This window comes from Oerskovia merdavium (assembly GCF_014836755.1).
GTDB lineage: Bacteria > Actinomycetota > Actinomycetes > Actinomycetales > Cellulomonadaceae > Oerskovia > Oerskovia merdavium.
In genome coordinates this window covers 25,896-48,975 of sequence record NZ_JACSQF010000011.1, presented here as the reverse complement: position 1 = coordinate 48,975, position 23,080 = coordinate 25,896, and the positions used below count along the sequence as shown (strand labels likewise).

Genomic DNA, 23,080 nt, shown 5'->3' with positions numbered 1-23,080 from the left:
CCTGACGGGGTTCCACGGCGGGGAGCGGTTGTGGGTGGCAGCGCCCACAATGGCGAGGTGACGTCCCCCGACCCGCTCGCCGGCTTCAGCGCCCCGACCCGCGCATGGTTCGAGGGCGCGTTCGAGCGCCCCACGGCCGCGCAGACGGGCGCCTGGGAGGCGATCGGCAGCGACCGGCACGCGCTGGTCGTGGCCCCGACGGGCTCGGGCAAGACCCTCGCGGCGTTCCTGTGGTCGCTCGACCGGCTGCTCACGCGCCCCGACGAGCAGCCACCGGGGGGACCCGCGCCGGGGCAGGGCGACGACCGTGCGCAGCGCTGCAGGATCCTCTACGTCTCGCCCCTCAAGGCGCTGGCCGCGGACGTCGAGCGCAACCTGCGCTCGCCGCTCGCGGGCATCCGGCAGGCCGCCGTGCGGCTCGGCACCACGGTCCCGGACGTCGTGGTCGGCACCCGCACGGGGGACACTCCCGCGAGCGAGCGGCGGCGCTTCGGCGTCGCACCGCCGGACATCCTGATCACGACCCCCGAGTCGTTGTTCCTCGTCCTGACGTCGCAGGCGCGTGCGGGGCTGGCCGGTGTGCAGACCGTCATCATCGACGAGATCCATGCCGTGGCCGGGACCAAGCGCGGGGCGCACCTCGCGGTCTCGCTCGAGCGGCTCGACGCCCTGCTTCCCGTGCCCGCGCAGCGCGTGGGCCTGTCGGCGACGGTCCGCCCGGTCGAGGCCGTCGCGACCTTCCTCGCGGGGCACCGCCGGCCGGACGACCAGGGACGCGAGGTCGTCGTCGTGCAGCCTCCCTCGGAGAAGAAGATCGAGGTAGACATCGTCGTCCCCGTCCCGGACCTCTCCGACCTGCGCAGCGCGCCCGGGCCCGGCGGGAGCTCCGGGCCGGAGGGCCTCCCTGCCCTGCCCGACGGCGAGCCCGACCTCTCGGGTCCGGCCACCGGTCGACCTCCGCGTCCGTCGGTGTGGCCGCACGTCGAGGAGCGCGTCGTGGACCTCGTGGCCGAGCACCGCTCGACCCTGGTCTTCACCAACTCCCGGCGCGGCGCCGAACGGCTCACGGCCCGCATGAACGAGGTCTGGGCCGAGCGCCAGGGCGAGGACGTGCCGGACGTCGGGACGCTCCAGCCCGCCCAGGTCCTGGCCCAGTCGGGCGCGAGCGCGGGCACCGAGCCCGTGATCGCGCGGGCCCACCACGGCTCCATGAGCCGTGCCGAGCGCACCCGCACCGAGACCGAGCTCAAGGACGGGCGGCTGCCCGCGGTCGTCGCGACGTCCTCGCTCGAGCTCGGCATCGACATGGGCGCCGTGGACCTGGTGGTCCAGGTCGGGGCGCCGCCGTCGGTCGCGAGCGGGCTACAGCGCATCGGGCGTGCGGGGCACCAGGTGGGCGCGGTGTCCCACGGCGTGGTGTTCCCCACCTTCCGGGGCGACCTGGTGCCCTCGGCCGTGATCGCGGACCGCATGCGCACCGGGCAGATCGAGCACCTGCACGTGCTGTCGAACCCGCTCGACGTCCTCGCGCAGCAGGTCGTCGCCATGGTCGCGCTCGACGACTGGACCGTCGCGGAGCTCGCGGCCCTCGTCCGACGCAGCGCACCGTACGGTGCCCTCGGCGACGCGACGCTGCACGCCGTGCTGGACATGCTCGCGGGCCGCTACCCCAGCGAGGACTTCGGCGAGCTGCGCGCACGGATCGTGTGGGACCGGACGACGGGCGTGCTCAGCGGGCGACCCGGAGCGCTCCGGCTCGCGGTCACGAGCGGCGGGACCATCCCGGACCGCGGCCTGTACGGGGTGTTCCTCGCCACGGACCCCTCCACGACGGCCGGACCCGAGGACACGGCGGGCGTGCTCGGCGACGCACCCGGGGGCGCCGCGACGGGAGCGCGGGCCCGGGGTGGTCGGCGGGTGGGCGAGCTCGACGAGGAGATGGTCTACGAGTCGCGCGTCGGCGACACGTTCACGCTCGGTTCGAGCACGTGGCGCATCGAGGACATCACCCCGGACCGTGTCCTGGTGACTCCCGCGCCGGGCGCCCCCGGACGCCTGCCGTTCTGGAAGGGCGACTCCCCCGGTCGCCCCGCCGAGCTCGGCCGGGCCGTGGGCGCCTGGGTGCGCGAGCTCGAGTCGCTCGCGGCGGCGGACGGCCCGCTCACCGAGCGCCTGCGCGACGCGGGGCTCGACGCCTGGGCGACCGACAACCTCGTCGCCTACCTCGCCGACCAGCGCGAGGCCACGGGTCGCGTCCCGGACGACCGGACGGTCGTCGTCGAGCGGTTCCGCGACGAGCTGGGCGACTGGCGCGTCGTCATCCACTCGCCCTACGGCGCCAAGGTCCACGCGCCGTGGGCGCTGGTCCTGGGCGCGAGGCTGCGCGACCGCTACGGGCTCGACGCCGCGGCCATGCACTCCGACGACGGGATCGTGCTGCGGCTCCCGGACCTGGGAGACGGCGGCTGGGGCGAGGAGCCCGGCGGCACTGCCGGGACCACCGGCTCACCCGTCGTGACGGCCGAGGACCTGCTGCTCGCCCCCGAGGAGGTGCTCGACGAGGTCCGTGCCGAGCTCGGCGGCTCCATCATGTTCGCCGCGCGCTTCCGTGAGGCGGCGGCCCGCGCCCTGCTGCTCCCCCGGCGCCGCCCCGACAAGCGTCAGCCGCTGTGGCAGCAGCGCCAGCGCTCGGCCCAGCTGCTCTCGGTCGCGAGCGAGTACCCCGAGTTCCCCATCGTCCTGGAGGCCGCGCGCGAGTGCCTCCAGGACGACTTCGACGTCGCGGCGCTGACCGAGCTCATGAGGGACCTGACGGCGGGCCGGGTCCGGCTGGTCGACGTCACGACCCCGACCCCGTCCCCCTTCGCCCAGTCCCTCCTGTTCGGTTACACGGCCCAGTTCCTGTACGACGGCGACGCGCCCCTCGCCGAGCGCCGCGCGGCCGCGCTCTCGCTCGACCCGACGCTCCTGGCCGAGCTCCTGGGCACCGAGGGCGGGGCCTCGCAGCTCGCGGACCTGCTGGACCCGGAGTCGGTCGAACGGACCGAGGCCGAGCTCGGCGCCCTGGTCCCGAGCCGCCAGGCGCGGCACGCGGAGGACGTGTGGGACCTGCTGCGCAGGCTCGGGCCGCTCCCTGCCGCGGAGGTCGCGCGGCGCACGCGCGAGGAGGTGCGCGAGGAGGTGCCCGCGTGGCTAACGGGCCTCGAAGGGGCGCGCCGGGTGATCCAGGTGCGTCTGGCCGGGGTGCCCGACGCCGTCGCGCAGCAGTGGGCCGTGGTCGAGGACGCCGGGCGGCTGCGGGACGCGCTGGGGGTCGCCCTGCCCACCGGCATCCCCGAGGTCTTCACCGAACCGGTCCCCGACCCGGTGGGCGACCTCGTGCGGCGCCACGCCCGCACCCACGGACCGTTCGGGGCGCACGAGGTCGCGGCGCGGTACGGGATCGGCGTGGCGGTCGCCACGGGCGTGCTGAGGAGGCTCGAGGCCGCACGGGTGCTGGTGTGCGGCCGCCTGCGCCCCGAGTCCCTCGGTGGGACGGGCGAGGAGTGGTGCGACGCCGAGGTGCTGCGGACGCTGCGGCGCCGGTCGCTCGCGGCGCTGCGGGCCGAGGTCGAGCCGGTCGCTCCCGAGGCCCTGGGGGTGTTCCTGCCGCGCTGGCACGGGATCGGTACGTTGCGGGGCACCGACGGGCTGCTGCGGGTCGTCGAGCAGCTCTCGGGGGCCGCGGTCCCGGCCTCGGCGCTCGAGACCCTGGTGCTGCCCTCCCGGGTGACCGACTACTCCCCCGCGCTGCTCGACGAGCTGACCACCACGGGCGAGGTCCTGTGGTGCGGGCACTCGTCGTTGCCCGGCGGCAAGGACGGGCTCGTGAGCCTCCACCTCGCCGACGCGGCCCCGCTGACGCTCCCCGACGTGACGCCCCTCGAGGAGGACGGCCCGCTCGACACCGACCTGCACCGGTCGGTCGTCGACCTGCTGACCGGCTCGGGCGGCTTCTTCCTGCCCCGCATCGCCGAGCTCGCGGAGGCCTCGCAGGCAGCGACCCTGGAGGTCCTGTGGGACCTGGTGTGGGCGGGCTGGGTCACCAACGACGGGCTCGGGGCCCTGCGCAGCCGGCTCGGTCCCGGGGGCGGCGCGCACCGCGCTCCACGCGCCCCGGTCCGTGCCCGCCCTCTGGCTCGCGGCCGCTTCGCCTCGCTCGGAGCAGGGTCGATGGCCGCCGCCCGCGGCGAGTCCGACCTGCGCGGCGGCTCGGGCAGATGGTCGGCTCTTCCCCTGCGCGAACCCGACCCCACCCGGCGCACGCACGCCCTGACGAGGGTCCTGCTGGACCGTCACGGTGTGCTGACCCGCGGAGCAGCCCCCTCCGAAGGCGTGACGAACTACTTCCGCGGCGTCTACCGCGTCCTGTCCGAGCTCGAGACCACGGGCACCGTCCGGCGCGGCTACTTCGTCGAGCACCTCGGAGGCTCGCAGTTCGCGCTGCCGGGGGCCGTCGACCAGCTCCGCACCGACGCCCAGGACCGCGAGCACGCCGCCGAGTCGGCGGGGCGCCGTGAGCTCTCGGCCCTGCTCCTGGCCGCGACCGACCCGGCCAACCCGTACGGCGCGGCCCTTCCCTGGCCCGAGCCCCGGGTACCGCACGAGCCGGGAGGCGGGGCGCCCGTCGGTCTCGGGGTGCGGAGCGGGTCGGCACCAGGAGGCCGTCCGGAGGTGCGCACGGCGGCGAGCGCGACCATGGGGGCCTCGACGGCCGTCGCGCTCGCACCGGGCACCGGGCCTGCCCGGAGCACGCCCCGCGCGACGCATCGACCCGGGCGCAAGGTGGGCTCCGTCGTCGTGCTCGCCGGCGGTGACCTGGTCCTGTACGTCGAGCGCGGTGGCCGCTCCCTCCTCTCGTTCGGCGACGACTCCGAGATTTCTGCGCGCCGCCTCGCGCTGGCGTGCGCCGAGCTCGCACGCGCCTCGCGCGCCGGGCTGCTCGGCAAGATGGTCATCGGACGGATCGACGGGATCGACGCCCTCGCCGGCGCGGGCAGCACCGCGTCGCGCGCGTTCGGGGTGACCGCCGCGCTCATGGAGGCGGGCTTCCGCCCCACCCCGCGAGGCCTGCGCGCATGACCGGTCGAGGAGCTCGCGATGCCCGAGGGTGACGTGGTCAAGGTGACGGCCGACCGCCTCGACGCAGCGCTGCGCGGGCGGGTCCTCGAACGTGCCGACCTACGGTGGCCGAGCGCGGGCGGGGTCGACCTCAGCGGTCGGACCGTCGTCGAGGTCAAGCCGTATGCCAAGCATCTCCTGACCCGCCTCGACGACGGGACGACCCTGCACACCCACCTGCGGATGGAGGGGCAGTGGCGCATCGCCCGCACAGGGACGGACGGAGCCGTCGCACGCAGCACGGACGTCCGGGCGGTCCTCGCGAACGAGGTGTGGACGTGCGTCGGCGAACGGCTCGGCATGCTCGACGTGGTCCGCACCCGTGACGAGCAGGTCCTGCTCGGGCACCTGGGTCCCGACGTCCTCGCGGACGATTTCCTCAGCGCTCCGGACTCCGGCGTCCTGCTCGCGCTCGCCCGCCTGCGCGACGCGGCAGCGACGGGTGGGTTCCCGGCGCAGGCGACCGCGGGCGGACCTCCCGCTCGCGTCGCCCGAGGGCTGCCTCTCGCCGACGCCCTGCTGGACCAGCGCGGGGTCGCCGGTCTCGGCACCATCTACACGGCCGAGAGCCTGTTCGCCCAGGGGATGTGGCCGTGGACCCAGGTGTCCGACGTCTCCGACCGCGACCTGGAGGCGCTCCTGCGGACCGCACGGGGCCAGATGCTCCGCAGCGTCGCGGAGGGCGTGGGAACCGTGCGGCGACACGTCCACGGCAGAGCACGACGGGCGTGCCACCGATGTGGAACGCCCGTCGCTGTCGCCCGGGCGAACGAGGCGCCGTTCGAGCGACCGATCTTCTACTGTCCGAGCTGTCAGAAGCCCTGAGGCTCAGCCGACCGGCTGAAGGTCCTCGCGCATGCGCCGCGCGCTCTCTGCAGCCGCTCCGCGACCCATGAGCGTGACGGCGAAGTCTGCGGGGATCGTGTCCGGGATCATCAGACCCTCGGCCACGGCGACCCGGTCGCTGACCTCGCGCAGCACCAACGACATGGGGATGTCGAGGGCTTCGCAGATGGAGCCCAGGAGCTCGGACGACGCTTCCTTCTGGCCGCGCTCGACCTCGCTGAGGTAACCCAGGGAGACGCGTGCAGCCGAGGACACCTCTCGCAGGGTGCGGCCCTGTCGCTGGCGAGCGTCTCGCAGCACGTCCCCGATCTCTCGACGAAGAACAATCATCTGGCGGCCCCCTTCCGTGTCCCGTGCGACCGTCGGAGCCTGCCTGGCTCCGGTGGTGGTTCGCTGTCCTGTCGTTCCCCGCGCCCCTCGCGTGGGGATCGTCCTACCGTACCCCGCACCCGGGGCAGTCTCATGTGCTGATCTGTTGAATGGCCTCTTGGCGATCACGTGCTGTTCAACGTCCTTCTCACCAAGGTTGTTCCCGCACCACGCGGAAGTCCACGCGGTTGCCTGGTGTTCACGAACTCTCCACGTGTTCGCCCGCGCTCGGCCTTGGTCGTCCCACCGGAGGGCAAGTTCACCCGCTGACCTTCACCCGCTGATCGTCGCCCGAGCCAGCTCGAGCACTCCCTGGGTCGCGGCTTCGCGGACCTCTGCCCGGCCGCCCTCGAGCCGAAGCTCGCGGACCTCGGTGCGCTCGGGCGTCGCGACCGCCACGAAGACGAGGCCCGGGGCCTTGCCGTCCTGGGGATCGGGGCCCGCGACGCCCGTGGTCGCGAGGCCGACGTCGGCCCCCAGCTCCCGGGCGACCCCCTGGGCCATCTCCCGTGCGACGTCCGGGTCCACAGCGCCGCGCTCGGCGAGCAGCTCGCCGTCGACCCCCAGGACGCTCTGCTTGAGGTCCGTCGAGTACGCGACGACCCCACCGCGCAGCACCGCGGACGCGCCGGGCACGGCGACCAGACGGGCGCACACGAGACCACCGGTCAGCGACTCGGCGACCGCGACGGTCCACCCTCTCGACGTCGCGGCCTCGAGCACGCCCACGGCCTCGCGGGGCGCGATCGCGTCCGGGGTGGCCATGGCGCGCGGCTCAGTCCTGCCCGGACGTCCGAGCGGCGCGCAGCGCGTCCCGACGCAGGCGCCAGCCCTGGTACGCGTACTCGACCCCCGTGACGACCGTGACGACCAGAGCCGCCACCAGGACGATCCAGCCGACCACCGAGATCCACGACGGCATCTGGTCGAGCGGGAGCAGGAAGATCGAGATGGCCACGGACTGCAGGACCGTCTTGAGCTTGCCGCCGCGGGAGGCCGGCATGACCGTGTACTTGAGCACCGCGAACCGCATGAGCGTGATGCCCAGCTCGCGGGCCAGGATGACGATCGTGACCCACCACGGGAGGTCGCCGAGCGCCGACAGCAGCACGAGCGCGGCTCCGATCAGCAGCTTGTCCGCGATGGGGTCGAGCAGCTTGCCGAGGTCCGTGACCAGGTTGTACTTCCTGGCAAGGTAACCGTCCACCCGGTCCGTCGCGGCCGCGAGGACGAACAGTCCCGTCGCGACCAGGCGCCAGGTGACCGTGTGCCCGCCGTCGGCGAGCAGAGCCCACGCGAAGAACGGCACCACGGCGATCCGGGCGATAGTGACCGCGTTCGCGGAGTTCCAGGGGGACGGGACGGCTGTGACCACGGGACAAGCCTAGGCGCTCCGCGAGCGGTCGTCCGACCACGTCCAGAAAAGGACTCTTCGGGCAAGAGTGCACAGAACATCCGTCCTATACCACGTGGTCTTCGAATGCGCGCGCGATGCCGCTAGTGTCGCAGCCGTGACACGTCACGTCCGCGCGACCCGACGCCGCCGCCGGCTCGGCCAGCTCCTTGCCGCCGGTCTCGTCGCTGCCGTCGTCGCGGCTTCCGGGGCCCTCCTCCTCGACCTCGACGCGGTGCCCCCGGCACTGGCTTCCTCGTCCCCCGCCTCGGCTCCCGCCGTCCCGAGCCCCCCGCCCGAGCCCGACGCGGTCTTCACGATCGTCGCGGCGGGCGACGTCCTGCCCCACCTCCCCGTGCACGCGTCGGCCCGGACGGGCTCCGCCGGGTACGACTTCAGCACGCTCCTGGCGGGGACCGACGCCTGGGTCTCGGGGGCGGACCTGGCGCTGTGCCACCTCGAGGTTCCCCTGACGGCCGCCGGCGGGCGCCCCGAGGGCTTCCCGACCTTCGTCGCGGACTCCCACCTGGCGACCGACCTCCGCGAGCAGGGGTGGGACGGGTGCTCGACGGCGTCCAACCACTCCGTGGACCAGGAGCTGCCCGGGGTCGTCGCCACGCTCGACGCGCTCGACGCGGCCGGCCTGGGGCACGTCGGGACGGCCCGGTCGGCCGCCGAGGCGGCAGCTCCCGCCCTCTACGTGCTCGAGCGCGCAGGACGGGAGATCGTCGTCGCCCACCTGTCCGCGACGTACGGGACCAACGGCATGCCCGTCCCCTCCTCGGCGCCCTGGTCGGTGACCCTGCTCGACCCGGACGACCTGGTGGCCCGTGCGACGGCGGCTCGCACGGCGGGCGCGGACCTCGTGGTCGTGAGCATGCACGCGGGCGTCGAGTACCGGTCGGCACCCACCACGGAGCAGGTCGAGCTCGCGACCGCGCTCGCCGCGTCGGGCCAGGTCGACCTGGTGCTCGGCCACCACGCCCACGTCCCGCAGCCGGTCGCGATGCTCCCGGGCGGACCGGACGGCCAGGGGATGTGGGTCGCCTACGGCCTGGGCAACTACGTCTCCAACCAGGACGCCGCGTGCTGCACCCCGGGGACCGAGTCGGGGCTCCTGGTCACGGCGACCGTGACCCAGCCTGCGGGCGGCGCTGCGCGTGTCACCGGGTTCGGGTGGACCGCGACGACCGTCGACCGGTTGGGCAGGCACGCGGTGCACGTGCTCCCTGAGATCCTCGCCGAAGGCACCGCGAACGTGGGGCCTGCCGAGGTCGCGGCACGCTACGAGCGTGTCCGGACGGCTGTCGGTGCCACGGCGTCCGAGCGGCTCTCGCCCCCGGTCGCGACGGGTGCTCCCCCGCGGCTGGGCGGACGGAGCACGTCCGCGGTCGACGCCGCCACCCCGGACGCCCGACCCGCGGACCAGGGCTGAGGCCCGGACCCGTCGGTCAGCGCTCGCGCCAGTCCGCCTCGTCGCCCGCGTCGTCGTGGTACTCCTGCGCGACGGGCGGCATGTGTCCGTCGGCGCCGTCGGAGTAGTCGCGGCCGTTGCCCGCAGGCGCACCGCCTCCCCCGCCCTGGCCGTCGTAGACGCCAGGGTCCGGCTCGCCGCGCAGCATCGCGAGCGTCGCGGGCAGGTCCTCGGCCGTGAGCATGACCTCGCGCGCCTTGGACCCCTCAGAAGGTCCGACGATCTCCCGCGACTCGAGCAGGTCCATGAGGCGCCCCGCCTTGGCGAACCCGACCCGCAGCTTGCGCTGGAGCATCGAGGTCGAGCCGAACTGGGTCGTGATGACGAGCTCGGCGGCCTGCAGCAGGAGGTCGAGGTCGTCACCGATGTCCTCGTCGACCTGCTTCTTGGTCGCCGCGGCCGCCGCGACGTCGGTGCGGTAGGACGGCTTGAGCTGCGCCTTGACGTGCTCGACGACCGCATGGACCTCGCTCTCGCCGACCCACGCGCCCTGGACGCGGATGGGCTTGGCCGCCCCCATGGGCAGGAAGAGCGCGTCGCCCTGCCCGATGAGCTTCTCGGCGCCCGGTTGGTCCAGGACGACGCGCGAGTCCGCGAGCGAGGACGTCGCGAACGCGAGGCGCGAGGGCACGTTGGCCTTGATGAGCCCCGTGACGACGTCGACCGACGGGCGCTGCGTCGCGAGGACCAGGTGGATGCCGGCGGCACGGGCGAGCTGGGTGATGCGCTGGATCGAGGCCTCGACGTCGCGCGGGGCGACCATCATGAGGTCGGCGAGCTCGTCGACGACCACGAGCAGGTACGGGTACGTGGCGATCTTGCGCTCCGAGCCCGGCAGCGGCTTGACCTTGCCCGCGCGGACCGCGGTGTTGAAATCGTCGACGTGCTTGTAGCCGAACATCGCGAGGTCGTCGTACCGGGCGTCCATCTCGCGCACGACCCACTCGAGGGCCTCGGCGGCCTTCTTGGGGCTCGTGATGATGGGCGTGATGAGGTGCGGGATGCCCTCGTAGATCGTGAGCTCGACGCGCTTGGGGTCCACCAGGACCATGCGCACCTCCTCGGGCGTGGCCCGCATGAGGATCGAGACGATCATCGAGTTGATGAAGCTCGACTTGCCCGCGCCCGTGGCGCCCGCGACCAGGATGTGCGGCATCTTCGCGAGGTTCGCGACGACGTAGCCGCCCTCGACGTCCTTGCCGACGCCCATGACCATGGGGTGCTCGGTGCGGCGCGCGACCGAGGAGCGCAGCACGTCCCCCAGCACGACCGTCTCGCGGTCGGTGTTGGGGATCTCGATCCCGATCGCGGACTTGCCCGGGATGGGCGAGAGGATCCGGACGTCGGCCGAGGCCACCGCGTAGGCGATGTTCTTGGAGAGGTTCGTGATGCGCTCGACCTTGACCGCGGGGCCGACCTCGACCTCGTACCGGGTCACCGTGGGGCCGCGCGTGAACCCGGTGACCTTGGCGTCGATCTCGAACTGGTCGAACACGCGCGTGAGGGACTCGACGACGCGGTCGTTGGCGGCCGAGCGCACCTTGTGGGGCGCCCCCTTGACCAGGTCGTCCTCGGAGGGCAGCACGTAGACCGTGTCGCCCTCGAGCATGGGCTGCACTCCCCGCGGCACGGGGTTGTTCGGGGGCGGCGGGGGCGGGGCGGTGGGCGACGCGGCGGTCCGCCCGACCGCGGGGATCACCTGGGTGGGCAGGTCCCCGAAGTCCTCGTGCGCGTCGGGCGGTGCCGCTGCGGCGGCCGCGGCCCGGCGGCTGCGGGCCGTCTTGCGCGCGGCCTCCTCCTCGGCCTCGAGCATCGCCGCGCGCTCGAACGCCTCGTCGCCGACGTAGCCGCCGTCGAGCCGTTCGCGCTCGGCGGTGTCCGCGTCCCGCTCGGCCTTGGTCTTGCGGGCACGCCCGGTCCGCTTCTTGCGCGGCGCGGTCTCGTCGGTGCCATCGTGGCGCGAGACGCCGTCGGCCAGCTGGAGACCGTCCGGGTCCGTCCCGTCCTCGCCCTCACGGTGGTTGCCCGTCAGCCGGTCGTAGATGCCGCGCAGGCGGCTCGGGATCGCGTGCACCGGGGTCGCGGTGACCACGAGGATCCCGAAGAACCCGAAGAGCAGGAAGAGCGGCACCGCGAACCACTGCGTGAGCCCGGTCTGCACCGGCGTCGCGAAGAGGTAGCCGATCACGCCGCCCGCGTCCTGGACGGCCGCGAAGCCGTCGCGGGGGGCGGGCAGGTCCTCGGCGATGTGCACGAGCGAGCACACGGAGACCACGATGAAGGTCAGGCCGATCGCGACGCGCGAGTTCGCCTGGGAACGTTCGGGGTGGCGCATGATCCGGACCGCGAGCCACACGAGCAGGACCGGCAGGGCGACCGCAGCCACGCCGAAGACTCCTGCGGCCACCGCGTGCACCGCGGTGCCGAACGCGCCGGAGATCCCCCACCACTCGCGGGCCGCGACGATCACGGCGAGCGCCAGGAGGAGGAACGCGACGCCGTCGCGCCGATGTGAGGGGTCCAGCTCTCTTGCTCCCTTACCGATACTGCGTGCGACCGCGCCGACCGCGTGCGCACATCCGAGCCACAGCCCGCGCACCGCGCGGACCGGCCAGGGGGCGGGTCGACGACCCGCCTGCGAACCCGTCGGAGCGCGTGACGCGCTCGTAGGGCCCCCCGATCTCCTGGCCGTCGCACCACGTGCCGTGGGCTTCTTGCGGGAGGTCGCGGGCCGTTTCGCCGAGGTGGACGTCCGGGTCGCCATAGTAGGCACCACGGTACCTGCGCACGGGTGCTCGAGCGCGCACCCGGGGAGTGCGTGTCATGTGACGTCGGCTTCTCTCCGGGCACCCGGCGAGCCCCGCGTTCGCCGACCGGCGCCCTCCGGGGGCAGGATCGAGGGATGAGCACCGCTCCCCTCGCCCTCCGCGAGCTGCACGAGATCGCCGACGGGGTCCACGTCGCGACCGCCGAGATCTGGACGAGCATCACGACGGTCGTCGTGGCCCCGGACGGGCGCGCGCTGGTCGTGGACCCGGGGATCACGGTCGAGGAGGTCGAGTCCCTCGCGGCCACCGTCTCGCGCCGGGGATGGCGCGTGACCGCGGGCTTCTCGACGCACCCGCACTGGGACCACGTCCTGTGGTCCCGCTCGCTGGGCGACGTCTCGCGCTGGGCCTGCCCGACGGCGGTCCGCGCCCAGGAGCGCAGCCTCGCCGAGGACCTGGTGAAGGTCGAGCGAGAGGCACCCGGGCACGATCTCGCCCTGTTCGGTCGACTCACGCCCCTCCCCTCGACCGCGACGGACGCCTCGGCCGAGGGCACCCCGTCCGGCGCGGTCCGCCTCCCGTGGCCCGACCCTGCGAGGGGCGCGACGTCGTCGGGCTCGGCAACCGCCTCCGGCGCCGGCGCAGAGGTGGGCGAGCCGCTGGTGCTCGTGGTCGAGCACCAGGCGCACGCACCCGGTCACGGAGCCCTGGTCCTGCCGGGCGCGGGCGTGATCGTCGTGGGCGACATGCTCTCGGACCTCGAGGTCCCGCTCCTGGACCTCGCGTCACCCGACCCCGTGGGCGACTACCGCGCGGGGCTCGACGCGCTCGAGCACGCGATCTCCGAGCACGGCGTGCACACGCTCGTCCCGGGTCACGGGCACGTCTGCACGGGCAGCGACGCGGTCTGGGAGCGGTTCGGGGCCGACCGGGCCTACCTCGACGATCTGGAGGCGGCCGTCCGCGACGACACGGACGACGCGGACGGCTCCGACGACCCCCGCCTCACGGGCGAGTGGGTCGTGGGTGAGCACCGCAGGCAGCTCGCGCACCTGCGTCGGATGCGCTCGGCGTAGCGCGCGCCCTCGGCCGGCCGGGCGAGGCGACCGCCCTGACCGCGGACGAGCCCGCCGCACGCGGTCCTGGTCAGCCGTCCGTCCGTGCTGGGGCCAGGCACTCGAGGTCGGCCGACGCGTCGTCCGCGAACGGCCCGCTCAGCTCCCTCACCCGGGGCAGGGCGTCGGTCAGCGAGGCCCCCAGGAACGTGAGCGCATTGAGACCGGTGCTGCACCAGACCGCGAGCTCGCCGTCCCTGCGCGTCGAGGGGTCCCAGAGCAGCGCGTCGCCGTTCTCGCTGTACGCGAAGACGACGAGCCGCCCGGCCAGCGACCAGTCCCCGTCGGGCTCGACCATCCAGTCGAACCCCTCGACCTGGCCGTCCTGGTAGCTCGCCCGGAAACGGCCGGTGAGGTGCGCGGCGCGGTGCTGCCACCCGTCGGCATACCCGTCCCGGGCGGGAGGGTAGACGAGCCAGAGGCCGAACAGGCGGCAGAACCCGGCCCGGCGCACGAGGCGGCGGTAGGAGGGCGGGAATCCTTCTCCGTCCTCGAAGCGGTGCGATCCGAGCAGCTCGACCGACACCGCGCCGAGGTCCGGCACGCCCGCCACCGAGAGCTGGTCGACCACGACGCGGCCCGTCAGTCGTCGAGGCCGAGCTCGACGGACCGGGCGAGGGCTGCGTCCAGCGCGGCGGCGTCGGTGATGATCCGCGACAGGTGCCGGGCCGCGACCAGGAGCGCGTCCAGGTCGGTGCCGTAGACGCTCACCATCCCGCCCTCGGGGTCGAACCCGACGGCCTCGAGCGCCTCGGGCGACTCGTCCGTGAGCACGGCCTGGAGAGCCCCCGAGAAGTCGTACCCCGAACCCTCGACCCCGTGGCGCTCGAGCGCGTCCTTGTGCTGGTGGTACTCGGGACCGCCGGGCGAGTAGATGATGCTCGAGCTCGAGTCGTGGGTCACCAGGAGGACGGGCGCGAGGCCGGAGAAGTCTGCAGAGGTTGCCATGGCCGTGATGCTAGCGACCCGCACCCACACGACCCTGGCGCCCTACGCGACCAGCAGCCCGACCCCGAGCGTCACGACCCCCGCGGCGACGAACCCGGCGCCGACCGGCAGCAGCACGACCCACCGGTTGGGCGCCTCGCGCCCCGCACCGGTCGCGGACAGGAAGAACCCTCCGGGCAGGAGGATCGCCCCGACGAGGACGCCCACCCCCGCGAGCCAGCTCCAGAAGCCCGTGAGCCCCGTCGCCTGGCTCAGCACGAGGCACAGCAGCCCCAGGATCACGAGCACCCCTGCGTGCGCGTGCCCGGCCCGGAGGAAGGAGGTCTGGAACGACGTGGCCGGGACCTTGCCCGTGACGACCCGGACGAGGAAGAACCCGCCGGACTCGATCCCGACGATCGTCAGGAGGACGATCCCGGCGGTGATGCGGACGGCGTCGGTGAGCTCGAGCACGAGGGCCTCCCCTGGTCGGCCGAGCGAGGTCGGCAGAATTTACGAACACTGTTATAGAACACCGTTCGCAAACCTGCGTCAAGGGATCTAGACTCCTGTCCGTGGCCAGACCCCGACTTCACGACGACTCTCTGCGTGCGGCACTGCTGGACGTCGCGTCGCAGCAGATCTCCGAGCACGGCGAGTCGGCCGTCACGGTCCGTGGCGTCGCGCAGGCCGCCGGGACCAGCGCGTCCGCGGTCTACGCTCTCTTCGGCAGCCGGGAGGACCTGGTCGCGGCGGTGAGCGTCGAGGGTTTCCGACGCTTCGCGGAGCACCTGAGTTTCGCACCGAGGACCGGCTCGCCCGCCGACGACCTCCTGGCCCTGGGCCTCGCCTACCGGACCAGCGCGCTGGCCGACCCCCACTTCTACCGCGTGATGTTCGAGCGGTCCGTCCCGCCCGAGACCGGCGCCGTGCCTGCCGTGGCCGAACCGACCTTCGACGTCCTGCGGCGGGCCGTAGGCCGGGTCCTCGCCTCTGCCGACTCCGACGCTGCCGGCGCACCACCGGCCTCCTCGGGCCTGGCCGCCGCAGCGGAGGAGGCGTCGCTGGCTCTGTGGGGCCTCGTCCACGGGCTCGTGAGCCTCGAGATCGGTCGGCTCCTGCCCGGGGGCGCCGAGGCTGCGGCAAGGCGCTACGAGAGGGCGATCCTCGCCGTCGGGCCGCCGCTGCTGCGAGCCGCCCCCACCCTCGCAGCCCCCTGACGACGACGGGCCCGTCCTCCCGCAGAGCGGGGGGACGGGCCCGTCGGACGATCAGCGACTACGCCTCGACGACGACCGGGACGATCATCGGGCGGCGACGCAGACGGTTGGAGACCCAGCGCCCGACCACGCGGCGCATGACCTGCTGGAGCTGGTGCACGTCCGTGGCCCCTCCCGCGATCGAGTCCTCGAGGGCCTGCACGACCTGGGGACGGACGTCCTCGAACACCGCGTCGTCCTCGGCGAAGCCGCGCGCCAGGATGTGCGGGCCCGCGATGACCTTGCCCGTCGCGGAGTCGACCACGGCGAACAGGGAGATGAAGCCCTCCTCGCCGAGGATCTGGCGGTCCTTGAGCTCGGCGTCCGTGAGCTCGCCGACGCTCGACCCGTCGACGTACACGTAGCCGCACGGGACCGCGCCCACGACCGAGGCCTTGCCGTCGACGAGGTCGACGACCACGCCGTCCTCCGCGAGGATCACGCGGTCGGCGGGCACGCCCGTCTTGACCGCGAGCGCCCCGTTGGCCACGAGGTGACGGACCTCGCCGTGCACCGGCATGACGTTCTTGGGCCGCAGGATGTTGTAGCAGTAGATGAGCTCGCCCGCGCTCGCGTGGCCCGAGACGTGCACCTTGGCGTTGCCGCCGTGCACGACGCGCGCGCCGAGGCGCGTCAGGCCGTTGATGATGCGGAAGACGGCGTTCTCGTTGCCCGGGATGAGCGACGAGGCGAGGATCACGGTGTCGCCGTGGCCGACCGAGACCTTGTGGTCGCCGTTGGCCATGCGCGACAGCGCGGCCATGGGCTCGCCCTGCGAGCCCGTGCACATGAGCACGATCTCGTCGTCGCGCAGCGAGTCGACCTTCTTGAGGTCGATCAGGACGCCGTCCGGCACCTTGAGGTAGCCGAGCTCGGCCGCGATGCCCATGTTGCGGACCATCGAACGCCCGACGAGCGCGACGCGACGCCCGTGGTTGTGCGCGGCGTTGAGGACCTGCTGGACGCGGTGCACGTGCGAGGAGAACGACGCGACGATGATCCGCTTGTCCGACGCGCCGAACACACTGTCCAGGACGGGGCCGATCTCGACCTCGGGGGTCACGAAGCCCGGGACCTCGGCGTTGGTCGAGTCGACCATGAAGAGGTCGACGCCCTTCTCGCCCAGGCGCGCGAACGCGCGCAGGTCCGTGACGCGGCCGTCGAGCGGCAGCTGGTCCATCTTGAAGTCACCCGTGTGCAGGACCGTGCCGGCCCCCGTGGTGACCGCGACCGCGAGCGCGTCCGGGATGGAGTGGTTGACCGCGACGAACTCACAGCTGAACGGGCCGAAGGCGACCGTCTCGTCCTCCTTGACCACGCGGGTCACGGGGGCGATGCGGTGCTCCTTGAGCTTGGCCGAGATGAACGCGAGCGTGAGCTGCGAGCCCACCAGGGGGATGTCGCGGCGCAGGCGCAGCAGGTACGGCACGGCACCGATGTGGTCCTCGTGGCCGTGCGTCAGGATGATCGCCTCGATGTCGTCGAGACGATCCTTGATGTAGTCGAAGTCCGGCAGGATCAGGTCCACGCCGGGCTGGTTGTCCTCGGGGAAGAGGACACCGCAGTCGATGACGAGCAGGCGCCCGTCGTACTCGAGGACGGCCATGTTGCGTCCGACCTCGCCCAGTCCGCCGAGGGCGACGATGCGCAGGGCACCGGCCGGCAGCGCGGGGGGCAGGGACAGTTCGGGGTGAGGGTGGCTCACGGGGCCTCCTGGCCTGTTGTTCAGCTTGTTCAGCGTGGCCGCGGGGTCACCGGGTCCAGCAGGCCGGAGGCCTCCAGACCGGCGCGGACGACGGCGACCTCGTCGTCCGTGGCTGCGACGTACGGCAGCCTGAGGTATCGGTTCTCGGTGACTCCGAGGAGCTGGAGCGCGGCCTTGGCCATGACGGCCTGGAAGCCCGCTCCGTTGATGGCGTCGATCGCCGGGGTGACCGAGCGGAAGGCCGCGAGGGCCGCCGCGTTGTCACCGGCGTCGAACGCCGCGACGACCTGGGCGAAGCGCGAGCCGACCGCGTGCGCGGCCACGGAGACGATGCCGACCGCACCGTGCGCGAGGAACGGCAGCAGCATGGCGTCGTCCCCGGAGTACCAGGCGAGACCGGTCGACTCGATGAGCTTGGCCGCGGTGTAGACGTCGCCCGTCGCGTCCTTGTTCGCGACGATGCGCTCGTGCGCGGCGAGGCGCTCGATCGTGGCCGGGGCGATGCGGACGCCCGAGCGGCCCGGGACGTCGTAGATCATCACGGGCAGCGGTGTCGCGTCGGCGACGGCCGTGATGTGGCGGTACAGCCCTTCCTGGGAGGGGCGCGAGTAGTAGGGGCTCACGACGAGGAGCCCGTGCGCACCGGCCTCCGCGGCCTGCTCGGCCATGCGGACCGCGTGCTGGGTGTCGTTCGACCCGGCCCCGGCCACGACGTGCGCGCGGTCGCCGACCGCGTCGACCACCGCGCGGATGAGCTCGGCCTTCTCCGGTGCGTGCGTCGTGGGCGACTCCCCCGTGGTCCCGCTCAGGACCAGACCGTCGTTCCCGTTGTCCACGAGGTGCTTGGCGACCTTGACCGCTGCGTCGAGATCGATCTCTCCGGCGAGGGTCATCGGGGTGACCATCGCGGTCAGGACGGCGCCGAACGGTCGGGCCTGCGTGGGGGGAAGTGCCATGTGCACAAACTACCGCGCGCGAGGCCGAAACGGCGTGTCGGTCCACGCGTGGGGCCGGGGCTCGCGGTCGCTCCTGCGCGCCTTGTTCCTGCATACCGCTCGCCAGAGGCCCGCAACGCACCTCGCCGGCCCCGACGAGACCCGCGTCGGGGGGCGGCTGTGAGCGAGTGCCGCTGGTCGAGCACGCCGTGCACGTGTCCCAGCCCGCCGACGGGTCCGTCACGAGCGTCGCCCGGACCCGCTACGCACCGACCGAAGCGATGCACGAGCCGATCCTGTTCCCCCCCCCCCCCCCCCCCGGACGACGCGCGAGGCTCGCCCGACCACTTCGGCTACCAGGTCCCGCCCGACGTCACCACCGCCCTTGCCACGAGGAGGAGCGGGAAGAAGAGCAGTTGGGCGCCGCACCATCTCGATCCGAGCCGCGACGCCTCCTTGGACCCGAGCACCTGCCCGGCCGCCCAGCACATCGAAGACGGCTACCCGGTCGGCGGGTCGAACCGCGCACCCGAAGGCGAATCCCCTCCCATCGATACCGCCGATCCTCGACCGGCCTGTCGGGCCAGCCATTCGCGAGCAAGGAGAAACTCCATCACCCAGACGAACACGCCCAGGACTGCGGCAATGCCATACCCCAACACCCATCCCCCTAGAGCAGAAAGCGCAAGCAATGCGAAAAGCGCAAAAGCATAGGTCACCACTCGACCGCCACCGCCAGAACTCTGAAGCCGTGACCTTCGGCCAACTAGCGCAGCATAGGCCACCAAGCCCCCTGGAACCCCGGACCACAGCCCGATTGCCACCACTTCCCACCAGCCGACACCCACACCAACTCCGACCATGCCGATCGACAGAAAGTAGTTGCCGATCCACCCTGTTCTACGGACACGCTCCGTATATCGCGCAGCCCTAAGAGCAAAGTCATCAGTCATCAAGAATTCCACCCGTCCACGACATCGCCAGAGCCGGAGCCACCACGCCCAACCACTCAGAACCGTCAACGACACTCGTGTCGAGGTCCTGCCACCCGCCATTGACATCCGTGCCGCGCCACCGCAGACGTCTCCACCTCATGACCGCACGACACCGCGACCCGCGCGGCTTCGTCAGCAAGGGTTGCGGCCTCAGCGCACCTCGCAGCAGCCTCGGAAGTGGCACTCGCAGCAACCCCAGCCTGCACAAGCCCGGAAACCGGGACCACCGAAAGCCCAAGAGCCGCACCACAACGACGCACACGGAGTACAGAAAACCTGGATCGAACACCAGACAAGGACAACGAGACCACGGGCCGCCGCTCCGTACGCCGCGCACCCGTCATCAATGATGGCCACGAACCGAAACCCACACACCCCCTGCGGGCGGGCCCCAATCCGGCTCTCAGCGAACATCCAGTCAGCGGTGGTACCAGGACACTAGAACTCACCAGGACCCCAGTGCAAATACCTACGAAGCGTGCAAACCACGGATCCCGCCCCATCCCCCCCCCGGCAGCGGGCCCCACCGCCTGCACGTGCCATGCCACCGAGCACCGGCACCCTGACGTCCTCTGGCAGCCCATCGATGCGAACCCGCGCAGGTCGCGTGATACTCGAAGCATGTCGCCCGCCACGAACGCCCTGTCCCCCGCCCTGGTCTCGCACCTGCCGACCGGGCTGCTGATCGGTGGCCAGTGGGGGCCGGCCGAGGCCGGACGGACGTTCGAGGTCGCGGACCCGGCGACCGAGGAGGTCCTGTTCGACGTCTCGGACGCGAGCCCCGCCGACGGCCTGCGCGCCCTGGAGGCCGCGCACGCCGCGGCCCCGGCCTGGCGCGCCGTCGCGCCGCGCGAGCGCTCCGAGCTGCTGCGCGCCGTCTTCGCGACGCTCACGGCCCGCGCCGACGACATCGCTGCGCTCATCACGGCCGAGTGCGGCAAGCCGCTCGCCGAGGCCCGCGCCGAGGTCGTGTACGGGGCCGAGTTCCTGCGCTGGTACGCCGAGCAGGCCGTGCGCACCGACGGCCTGGTCCGCACGGCACCGAGCGGGGCCAACCGGCAGCTCGTCTCGCGGCGCCCGGTGGGCCCCGCGCTGCTCATCACGCCGTGGAACTTCCCCATCGCCATGGCCACGCGCAAGATCGGACCGGCGCTCGCCGCGGGCTGCACGGTCGTGATCAAGCCCGCGCACCTCACGCCGCTCACGACGTCCCTGGTCGCGGAGATCATCCGCGGGCACCTCGAGGACCGGGGCCTGCCGACGGGCGTGGTCAACGTCGTGCCGACGTCGTCGGCCGCCGAGGTGACCTCGCCCCTGCTCGCGGACCCGCGCCTGCGCAAGCTCTCCTTCACGGGGTCCACGGGCGTGGGCCGCACGCTCCTCAAGGGAGCCGCCGACCAGGTCCTGCGGACCTCGATGGAGCTGGGCGGCAACGCGCCGTTCCTCGTCTTCGCGGACGCGGACCTCGACGCCGCGGTCGAGGGCGCGCTGGTCGCCAAGCTCCGCAACACGGGTCAGAGCTGCGTGGCGGCCAACCGCTTCCTGGTGCACGACGCCGTAGCGCGCGACTTCGGTCAGCGCCTCGCCCGGGCGTTCGGCGAGCTGCGCGTGGGGCCGGGCAGCGAGGAGGGCGTCAAGGTCGGGCCGCTCATCGAGCGCAAGGCGGTCGACAAGGTCGACGAGCTCGTCTCTGTCGCGTCCGACGAGGGCGCCCAGGTGCTCACGGGTGGCGACCGGCCGCGCTCCCCCGGCCACTTCTACTCCCCCACGGTCCTGACCGGGGTCGACGCGGACTCGCGCGTGGTCACCGAGGAGATCTTCGGCCCGGTCGCGCCGATCGTCGCGTTCGCCGACGACGACGAGGGCATCGCGCTGGCCAACGACACCGAGTACGGCCTCGCGGCCTACGCCTACACCCGCGACCTGGCGCGCGCGATGCGGGTCGGCGAGGAGGTCGAGGCCGGGATGATCGGGATCAACCGGGGCCTCGTGTCCGACGCGAGCGCACCGTTCGGCGGCATGAAGCAGTCCGGTCTGGGCCGCGAGGGCGGCGAGGCGGGGCTCGAGGAGTACCTCGAGACCGTGTACGTCGCGCTCTGAGCAAGGTCAGGGATTGATACCGTAAAAGCGATAGAACGACCGGGCTCGCGCCCGGCAGACCTCGCACACCACCGGAGTACCGCACGTGGCCTCGACCACCCCGAACCACCCCGCACTGACCGGAAAGCAGCACCCCGCCACCATCTCGCTCGGCTACTTCATCTTCGCCTCCCGATGGCTCCAGGTCCCCCTGTACCTCGGGCTCATCGTCGCGCAGGTCGTCTACGTCTGGCAGTTCATGAAGGAGCTCTGGCACCTCACGGAGGGCGCCTTCTCCGGCCACGGGCTCACCGAGGCGGACACCATGCTCTACGTCCTCGGGCTCGTCGACGTCGTCATGATCTCCAACCTCCTGATCATGGTGATCGTGGGTGGCTACGAGACCTTCGTCTCCCGCATCCGTCTCGACGACCACCCCGACCAGCCCGAGTGGCTGAGCCACGTCAACGCGAACGTCCTCAAGACGAAGCTCGCGATGTCGATCATCGGGATCTCGTCGATCCACCTGCTGCGCACGTTCATCGACAGCGCCCGGGTGCCCGAGCAGCAGATGCTCTGGCAGGTGGTCATCCACCTCGCGTTCGTCGTCAGCGCCCTGGCGCTCGCCGTCATCGACCGCATGTCGCTCACCGCGCACCAGCGGGCCGCCAACGCGGTCGCCGCCGGCGAGGCCGAGCCCGACCCGCAGCTCTCGCCCGCGCACTGACCCCGACCCGACCCCCGACCTGGAGCGGACGATGACGACCACCCCGGAGCCCTCCCCGGACGCTGCCTCGTCCGGCGACGGCTCCGGTCGGTCGTCGTGGGCTGCGCGCCCCGTCGGGGACGAGGACCGCCTCGAGGTCCGCGCCGCCGTCCGGCAGGCCGTGTCCGTCTCGGTCGCCACCGGGCTCTACGGCGTCTCGTTCGGGGCGCTCGCGGTCGTCGCGGGGCTGAACCTCGCGCAGACCATGGTGCTCAGCCTGCTCCTGTTCTCGGGCGGCTCGCAGTTCGCGCTCATCGGCGTCGTCGCCTCGGGCGGCACGTCCGCAGCAGCGATCACGACGGCCGGGCTGCTCGGCCTGCGCAACACCCTCTACGGCGCCCAGCTCTCGCCGCTGCTCGCGCTCCACGGCTGGCGGCGCGTGCTCGCGGCCCACCTCACGATCGACGAGTCGACCGCGGTCGCCACGGCCCAGAAGAGCCGCGCCGCGTTCCGTGCGGGGTTCTGGTGGACAGGGATCGGCATCTTCGTCGTCTGGAACCTGCTCACGCTGATCGGGGCGCTCGCAGGCGACGCCATGGGCGACCCCAAGGCATGGGGCCTCGACGCCGCCGCCGGGGCCGCGTTCCTCGCGCTCGTGTGGCCGCGGCTCGCGAGCCGCGTCATGCAGCTCACCGCGGCCCTGGCCGTGGTCGTCGCGGTCGTGCTGCTCCCGTTCGTCCCTCCGGGCGTCCCCGTCCTGGCGGCGGGGGCCGTCGCGATCGTGGTCGGCCAGGTCGCCCGGCAGCCCAGGCAGCCCGTCACGGTCACGGAGTACGTGCCCGACGGCGCAGCGAGCGCCCCGCAGGACCGTGCCGGCGAGGCGTCGCCCGGCTCGCCCGACCCCGGTGATCCGGATGAGCCGGGCGGCCCAGGTGACCTGCCCGCAGCGACCGACCGTCCCGAGGAGCCCTGATGTCCGACGCCGCCCTGTGGGCCACCGTGGTCGCTGCGTCCCTCGTGTGCCTGGGCCTCAAGCTCGCCGGGCACCTCATCCCCGAGCACTGGCTCGCGTCCGACCGCGTCTCGCGCACCGCGGCACTGGTCACGGCGTCCCTGCTCGCAGCGCTCGTCGCGGTCCAGACCGTCGGGGACGGGCAGGGCATCGCGATCGACGCCCGGCTGCCGGCGCTCGGCGTCGCAGCCGTCGCGCTCGCGCTGCGTGCCCCGTTCCTGCTCGTCGTCGTGCTCGCGGCCGCGACCGCGGCGGGACTGCGGGCTCTCGGGTTCCCCTGACGGCGAGGTCCTCGGTCGACGCGCCGGCGGCCCGCCGCGGTGCCCGCCAGGCCGCT

The 23,080-nt window shown here is 73.0% G+C and carries 18 protein-coding genes; 9 read left to right on the top strand and 9 right to left on the bottom strand.

Annotation, left to right across the window (positions count from 1 at the left end):
• Positions 1-57 precede the first annotated feature (57 nt).
• Together H9641_RS11660 and H9641_RS11655 are read left to right on the top strand one after the other, a co-directional pair.
• Entirely contained in the window at positions 58-5,121 is a 5,064-nt protein-coding gene (locus tag H9641_RS11660) for an Lhr family helicase (protein ID WP_191803932.1), read from the top strand.
• 18 nt (positions 5,122-5,139) lie between these two features.
• The gene (locus H9641_RS11655) at positions 5,140-5,985 is read left to right on the top strand and encodes a DNA-formamidopyrimidine glycosylase family protein (RefSeq protein ID WP_191803930.1); all 846 of its coding nucleotides are present in this window, start codon (positions 5,140-5,142) and stop codon (positions 5,983-5,985) included.
• 3 nt (positions 5,986-5,988) lie between these two features.
• On the opposite strand, the gene H9641_RS11650 is transcribed toward H9641_RS11655, so the two are convergent.
• From H9641_RS11650 to pgsA, 3 genes are all read right to left on the bottom strand, one after another.
• Positions 5,989-6,336, bottom strand: a complete 348-nt coding sequence (locus H9641_RS11650; RefSeq protein ID WP_056648772.1) for a helix-turn-helix domain-containing protein — start codon at positions 6,334-6,336, stop codon at positions 5,989-5,991.
• 312 nt (positions 6,337-6,648) lie between these two features.
• A complete protein-coding gene (locus H9641_RS11645) occupies positions 6,649-7,140 on the bottom strand; it encodes a CinA family protein (protein WP_191803928.1) in 492 nt (163 codons plus the stop codon).
• Positions 7,141-7,150: 10 nt separating this feature from the next.
• Positions 7,151-7,750: a CDP-diacylglycerol--glycerol-3-phosphate 3-phosphatidyltransferase gene (gene pgsA / locus H9641_RS11640; protein ID WP_191803926.1), complete on the bottom strand. Its 600-nt coding sequence runs from the start codon at positions 7,748-7,750 to the stop codon at positions 7,151-7,153.
• A 136-nt stretch (positions 7,751-7,886) separates the two neighbouring features.
• Between pgsA and H9641_RS11635 the strand changes: the two genes are divergently transcribed.
• Positions 7,887-9,203 (top strand): CapA family protein, encoded by a 1,317-nt coding sequence (locus tag H9641_RS11635; RefSeq protein WP_191803924.1) that lies wholly within the window; start codon positions 7,887-7,889, stop codon positions 9,201-9,203.
• Between the two features lie 16 nt (positions 9,204-9,219).
• On the opposite strand, the gene H9641_RS11630 is transcribed toward H9641_RS11635, so the two are convergent.
• Entirely contained in the window at positions 9,220-12,006 is a 2,787-nt protein-coding gene (locus H9641_RS11630) for an FtsK/SpoIIIE family DNA translocase (RefSeq protein ID WP_191803922.1), read from the bottom strand.
• A gap of 138 nt (positions 12,007-12,144) precedes the next feature.
• Here H9641_RS11630 and H9641_RS11625 point away from each other — a divergent pair, with 138 nt between their 5' ends.
• On the top strand, positions 12,145-13,086 hold the full coding sequence (locus H9641_RS11625; RefSeq protein WP_191803920.1) for an MBL fold metallo-hydrolase: 942 nt from the start codon (positions 12,145-12,147) through the stop codon (positions 13,084-13,086).
• 70 nt (positions 13,087-13,156) lie between these two features.
• Here the strand turns inward: H9641_RS11625 and H9641_RS11620 are convergent, their stop codons facing one another.
• Genes H9641_RS11620 through H9641_RS11610 form a run of 3 tightly spaced genes read right to left on the bottom strand, consistent with a single transcriptional unit; the run spans position 13,157 to position 14,526 of the window.
• Positions 13,157-13,696 carry a hypothetical protein gene (locus tag H9641_RS11620; protein WP_191803918.1) on the bottom strand — a complete coding sequence of 180 codons (540 nt, stop codon included), beginning with the start codon at positions 13,694-13,696 and terminating at the stop codon, positions 13,157-13,159.
• A gap of 11 nt (positions 13,697-13,707) precedes the next feature.
• Complete coding sequence (locus H9641_RS11615; protein ID WP_191803915.1) at positions 13,708-14,073, bottom strand: Imm51 family immunity protein; 366 nt, start codon at positions 14,071-14,073, stop codon at positions 13,708-13,710.
• 42 nt (positions 14,074-14,115) lie between these two features.
• Positions 14,116-14,526, bottom strand: coding sequence for a hypothetical protein (locus tag H9641_RS11610; RefSeq protein ID WP_191803913.1), 411 nt, complete (start codon positions 14,524-14,526; stop codon positions 14,116-14,118).
• Between the two features lie 101 nt (positions 14,527-14,627).
• Between H9641_RS11610 and H9641_RS11605 the strand changes: the two genes are divergently transcribed.
• Positions 14,628-15,272 carry a TetR/AcrR family transcriptional regulator gene (locus H9641_RS11605; protein WP_191803911.1) on the top strand — a complete coding sequence of 215 codons (645 nt, stop codon included), beginning with the start codon at positions 14,628-14,630 and terminating at the stop codon, positions 15,270-15,272.
• Between the two features lie 58 nt (positions 15,273-15,330).
• Here the strand turns inward: H9641_RS11605 and H9641_RS11600 are convergent, their stop codons facing one another.
• Together H9641_RS11600 and dapA are read right to left on the bottom strand one after the other, a co-directional pair.
• On the bottom strand, positions 15,331-17,016 hold the full coding sequence (locus tag H9641_RS11600) for a ribonuclease J (protein WP_191803909.1): 1,686 nt from the start codon (positions 17,014-17,016) through the stop codon (positions 15,331-15,333).
• A gap of 29 nt (positions 17,017-17,045) precedes the next feature.
• Entirely contained in the window at positions 17,046-17,972 is a 927-nt protein-coding gene (dapA, locus tag H9641_RS11595; protein ID WP_191803907.1) for a 4-hydroxy-tetrahydrodipicolinate synthase, read from the bottom strand.
• 1,595 nt (positions 17,973-19,567) lie between these two features.
• On the opposite strand from dapA, the gene H9641_RS11590 reads away from it, so the two are divergent.
• From H9641_RS11590 to H9641_RS11575, 4 genes are all read left to right on the top strand, one after another.
• Positions 19,568-21,046: an NAD-dependent succinate-semialdehyde dehydrogenase gene (locus H9641_RS11590; protein ID WP_191803905.1), complete on the top strand. Its 1,479-nt coding sequence runs from the start codon at positions 19,568-19,570 to the stop codon at positions 21,044-21,046.
• An 85-nt stretch (positions 21,047-21,131) separates the two neighbouring features.
• A complete protein-coding gene (locus tag H9641_RS11585; RefSeq protein WP_318244537.1) occupies positions 21,132-21,752 on the top strand; it encodes a TIGR00645 family protein in 621 nt (206 codons plus the stop codon).
• Positions 21,753-21,783: 31 nt separating this feature from the next.
• Positions 21,784-22,704 (top strand): AzlC family ABC transporter permease, encoded by a 921-nt coding sequence (locus tag H9641_RS11580; RefSeq protein ID WP_191803903.1) that lies wholly within the window; start codon positions 21,784-21,786, stop codon positions 22,702-22,704.
• On the top strand, positions 22,704-23,024 hold the full coding sequence (locus H9641_RS11575; RefSeq protein WP_056648748.1) for an AzlD domain-containing protein: 321 nt from the start codon (positions 22,704-22,706) through the stop codon (positions 23,022-23,024). Before H9641_RS11580 ends, H9641_RS11575 begins: the two co-directional genes overlap by 1 nt.
• Positions 23,025-23,080 lie beyond the last annotated feature (56 nt).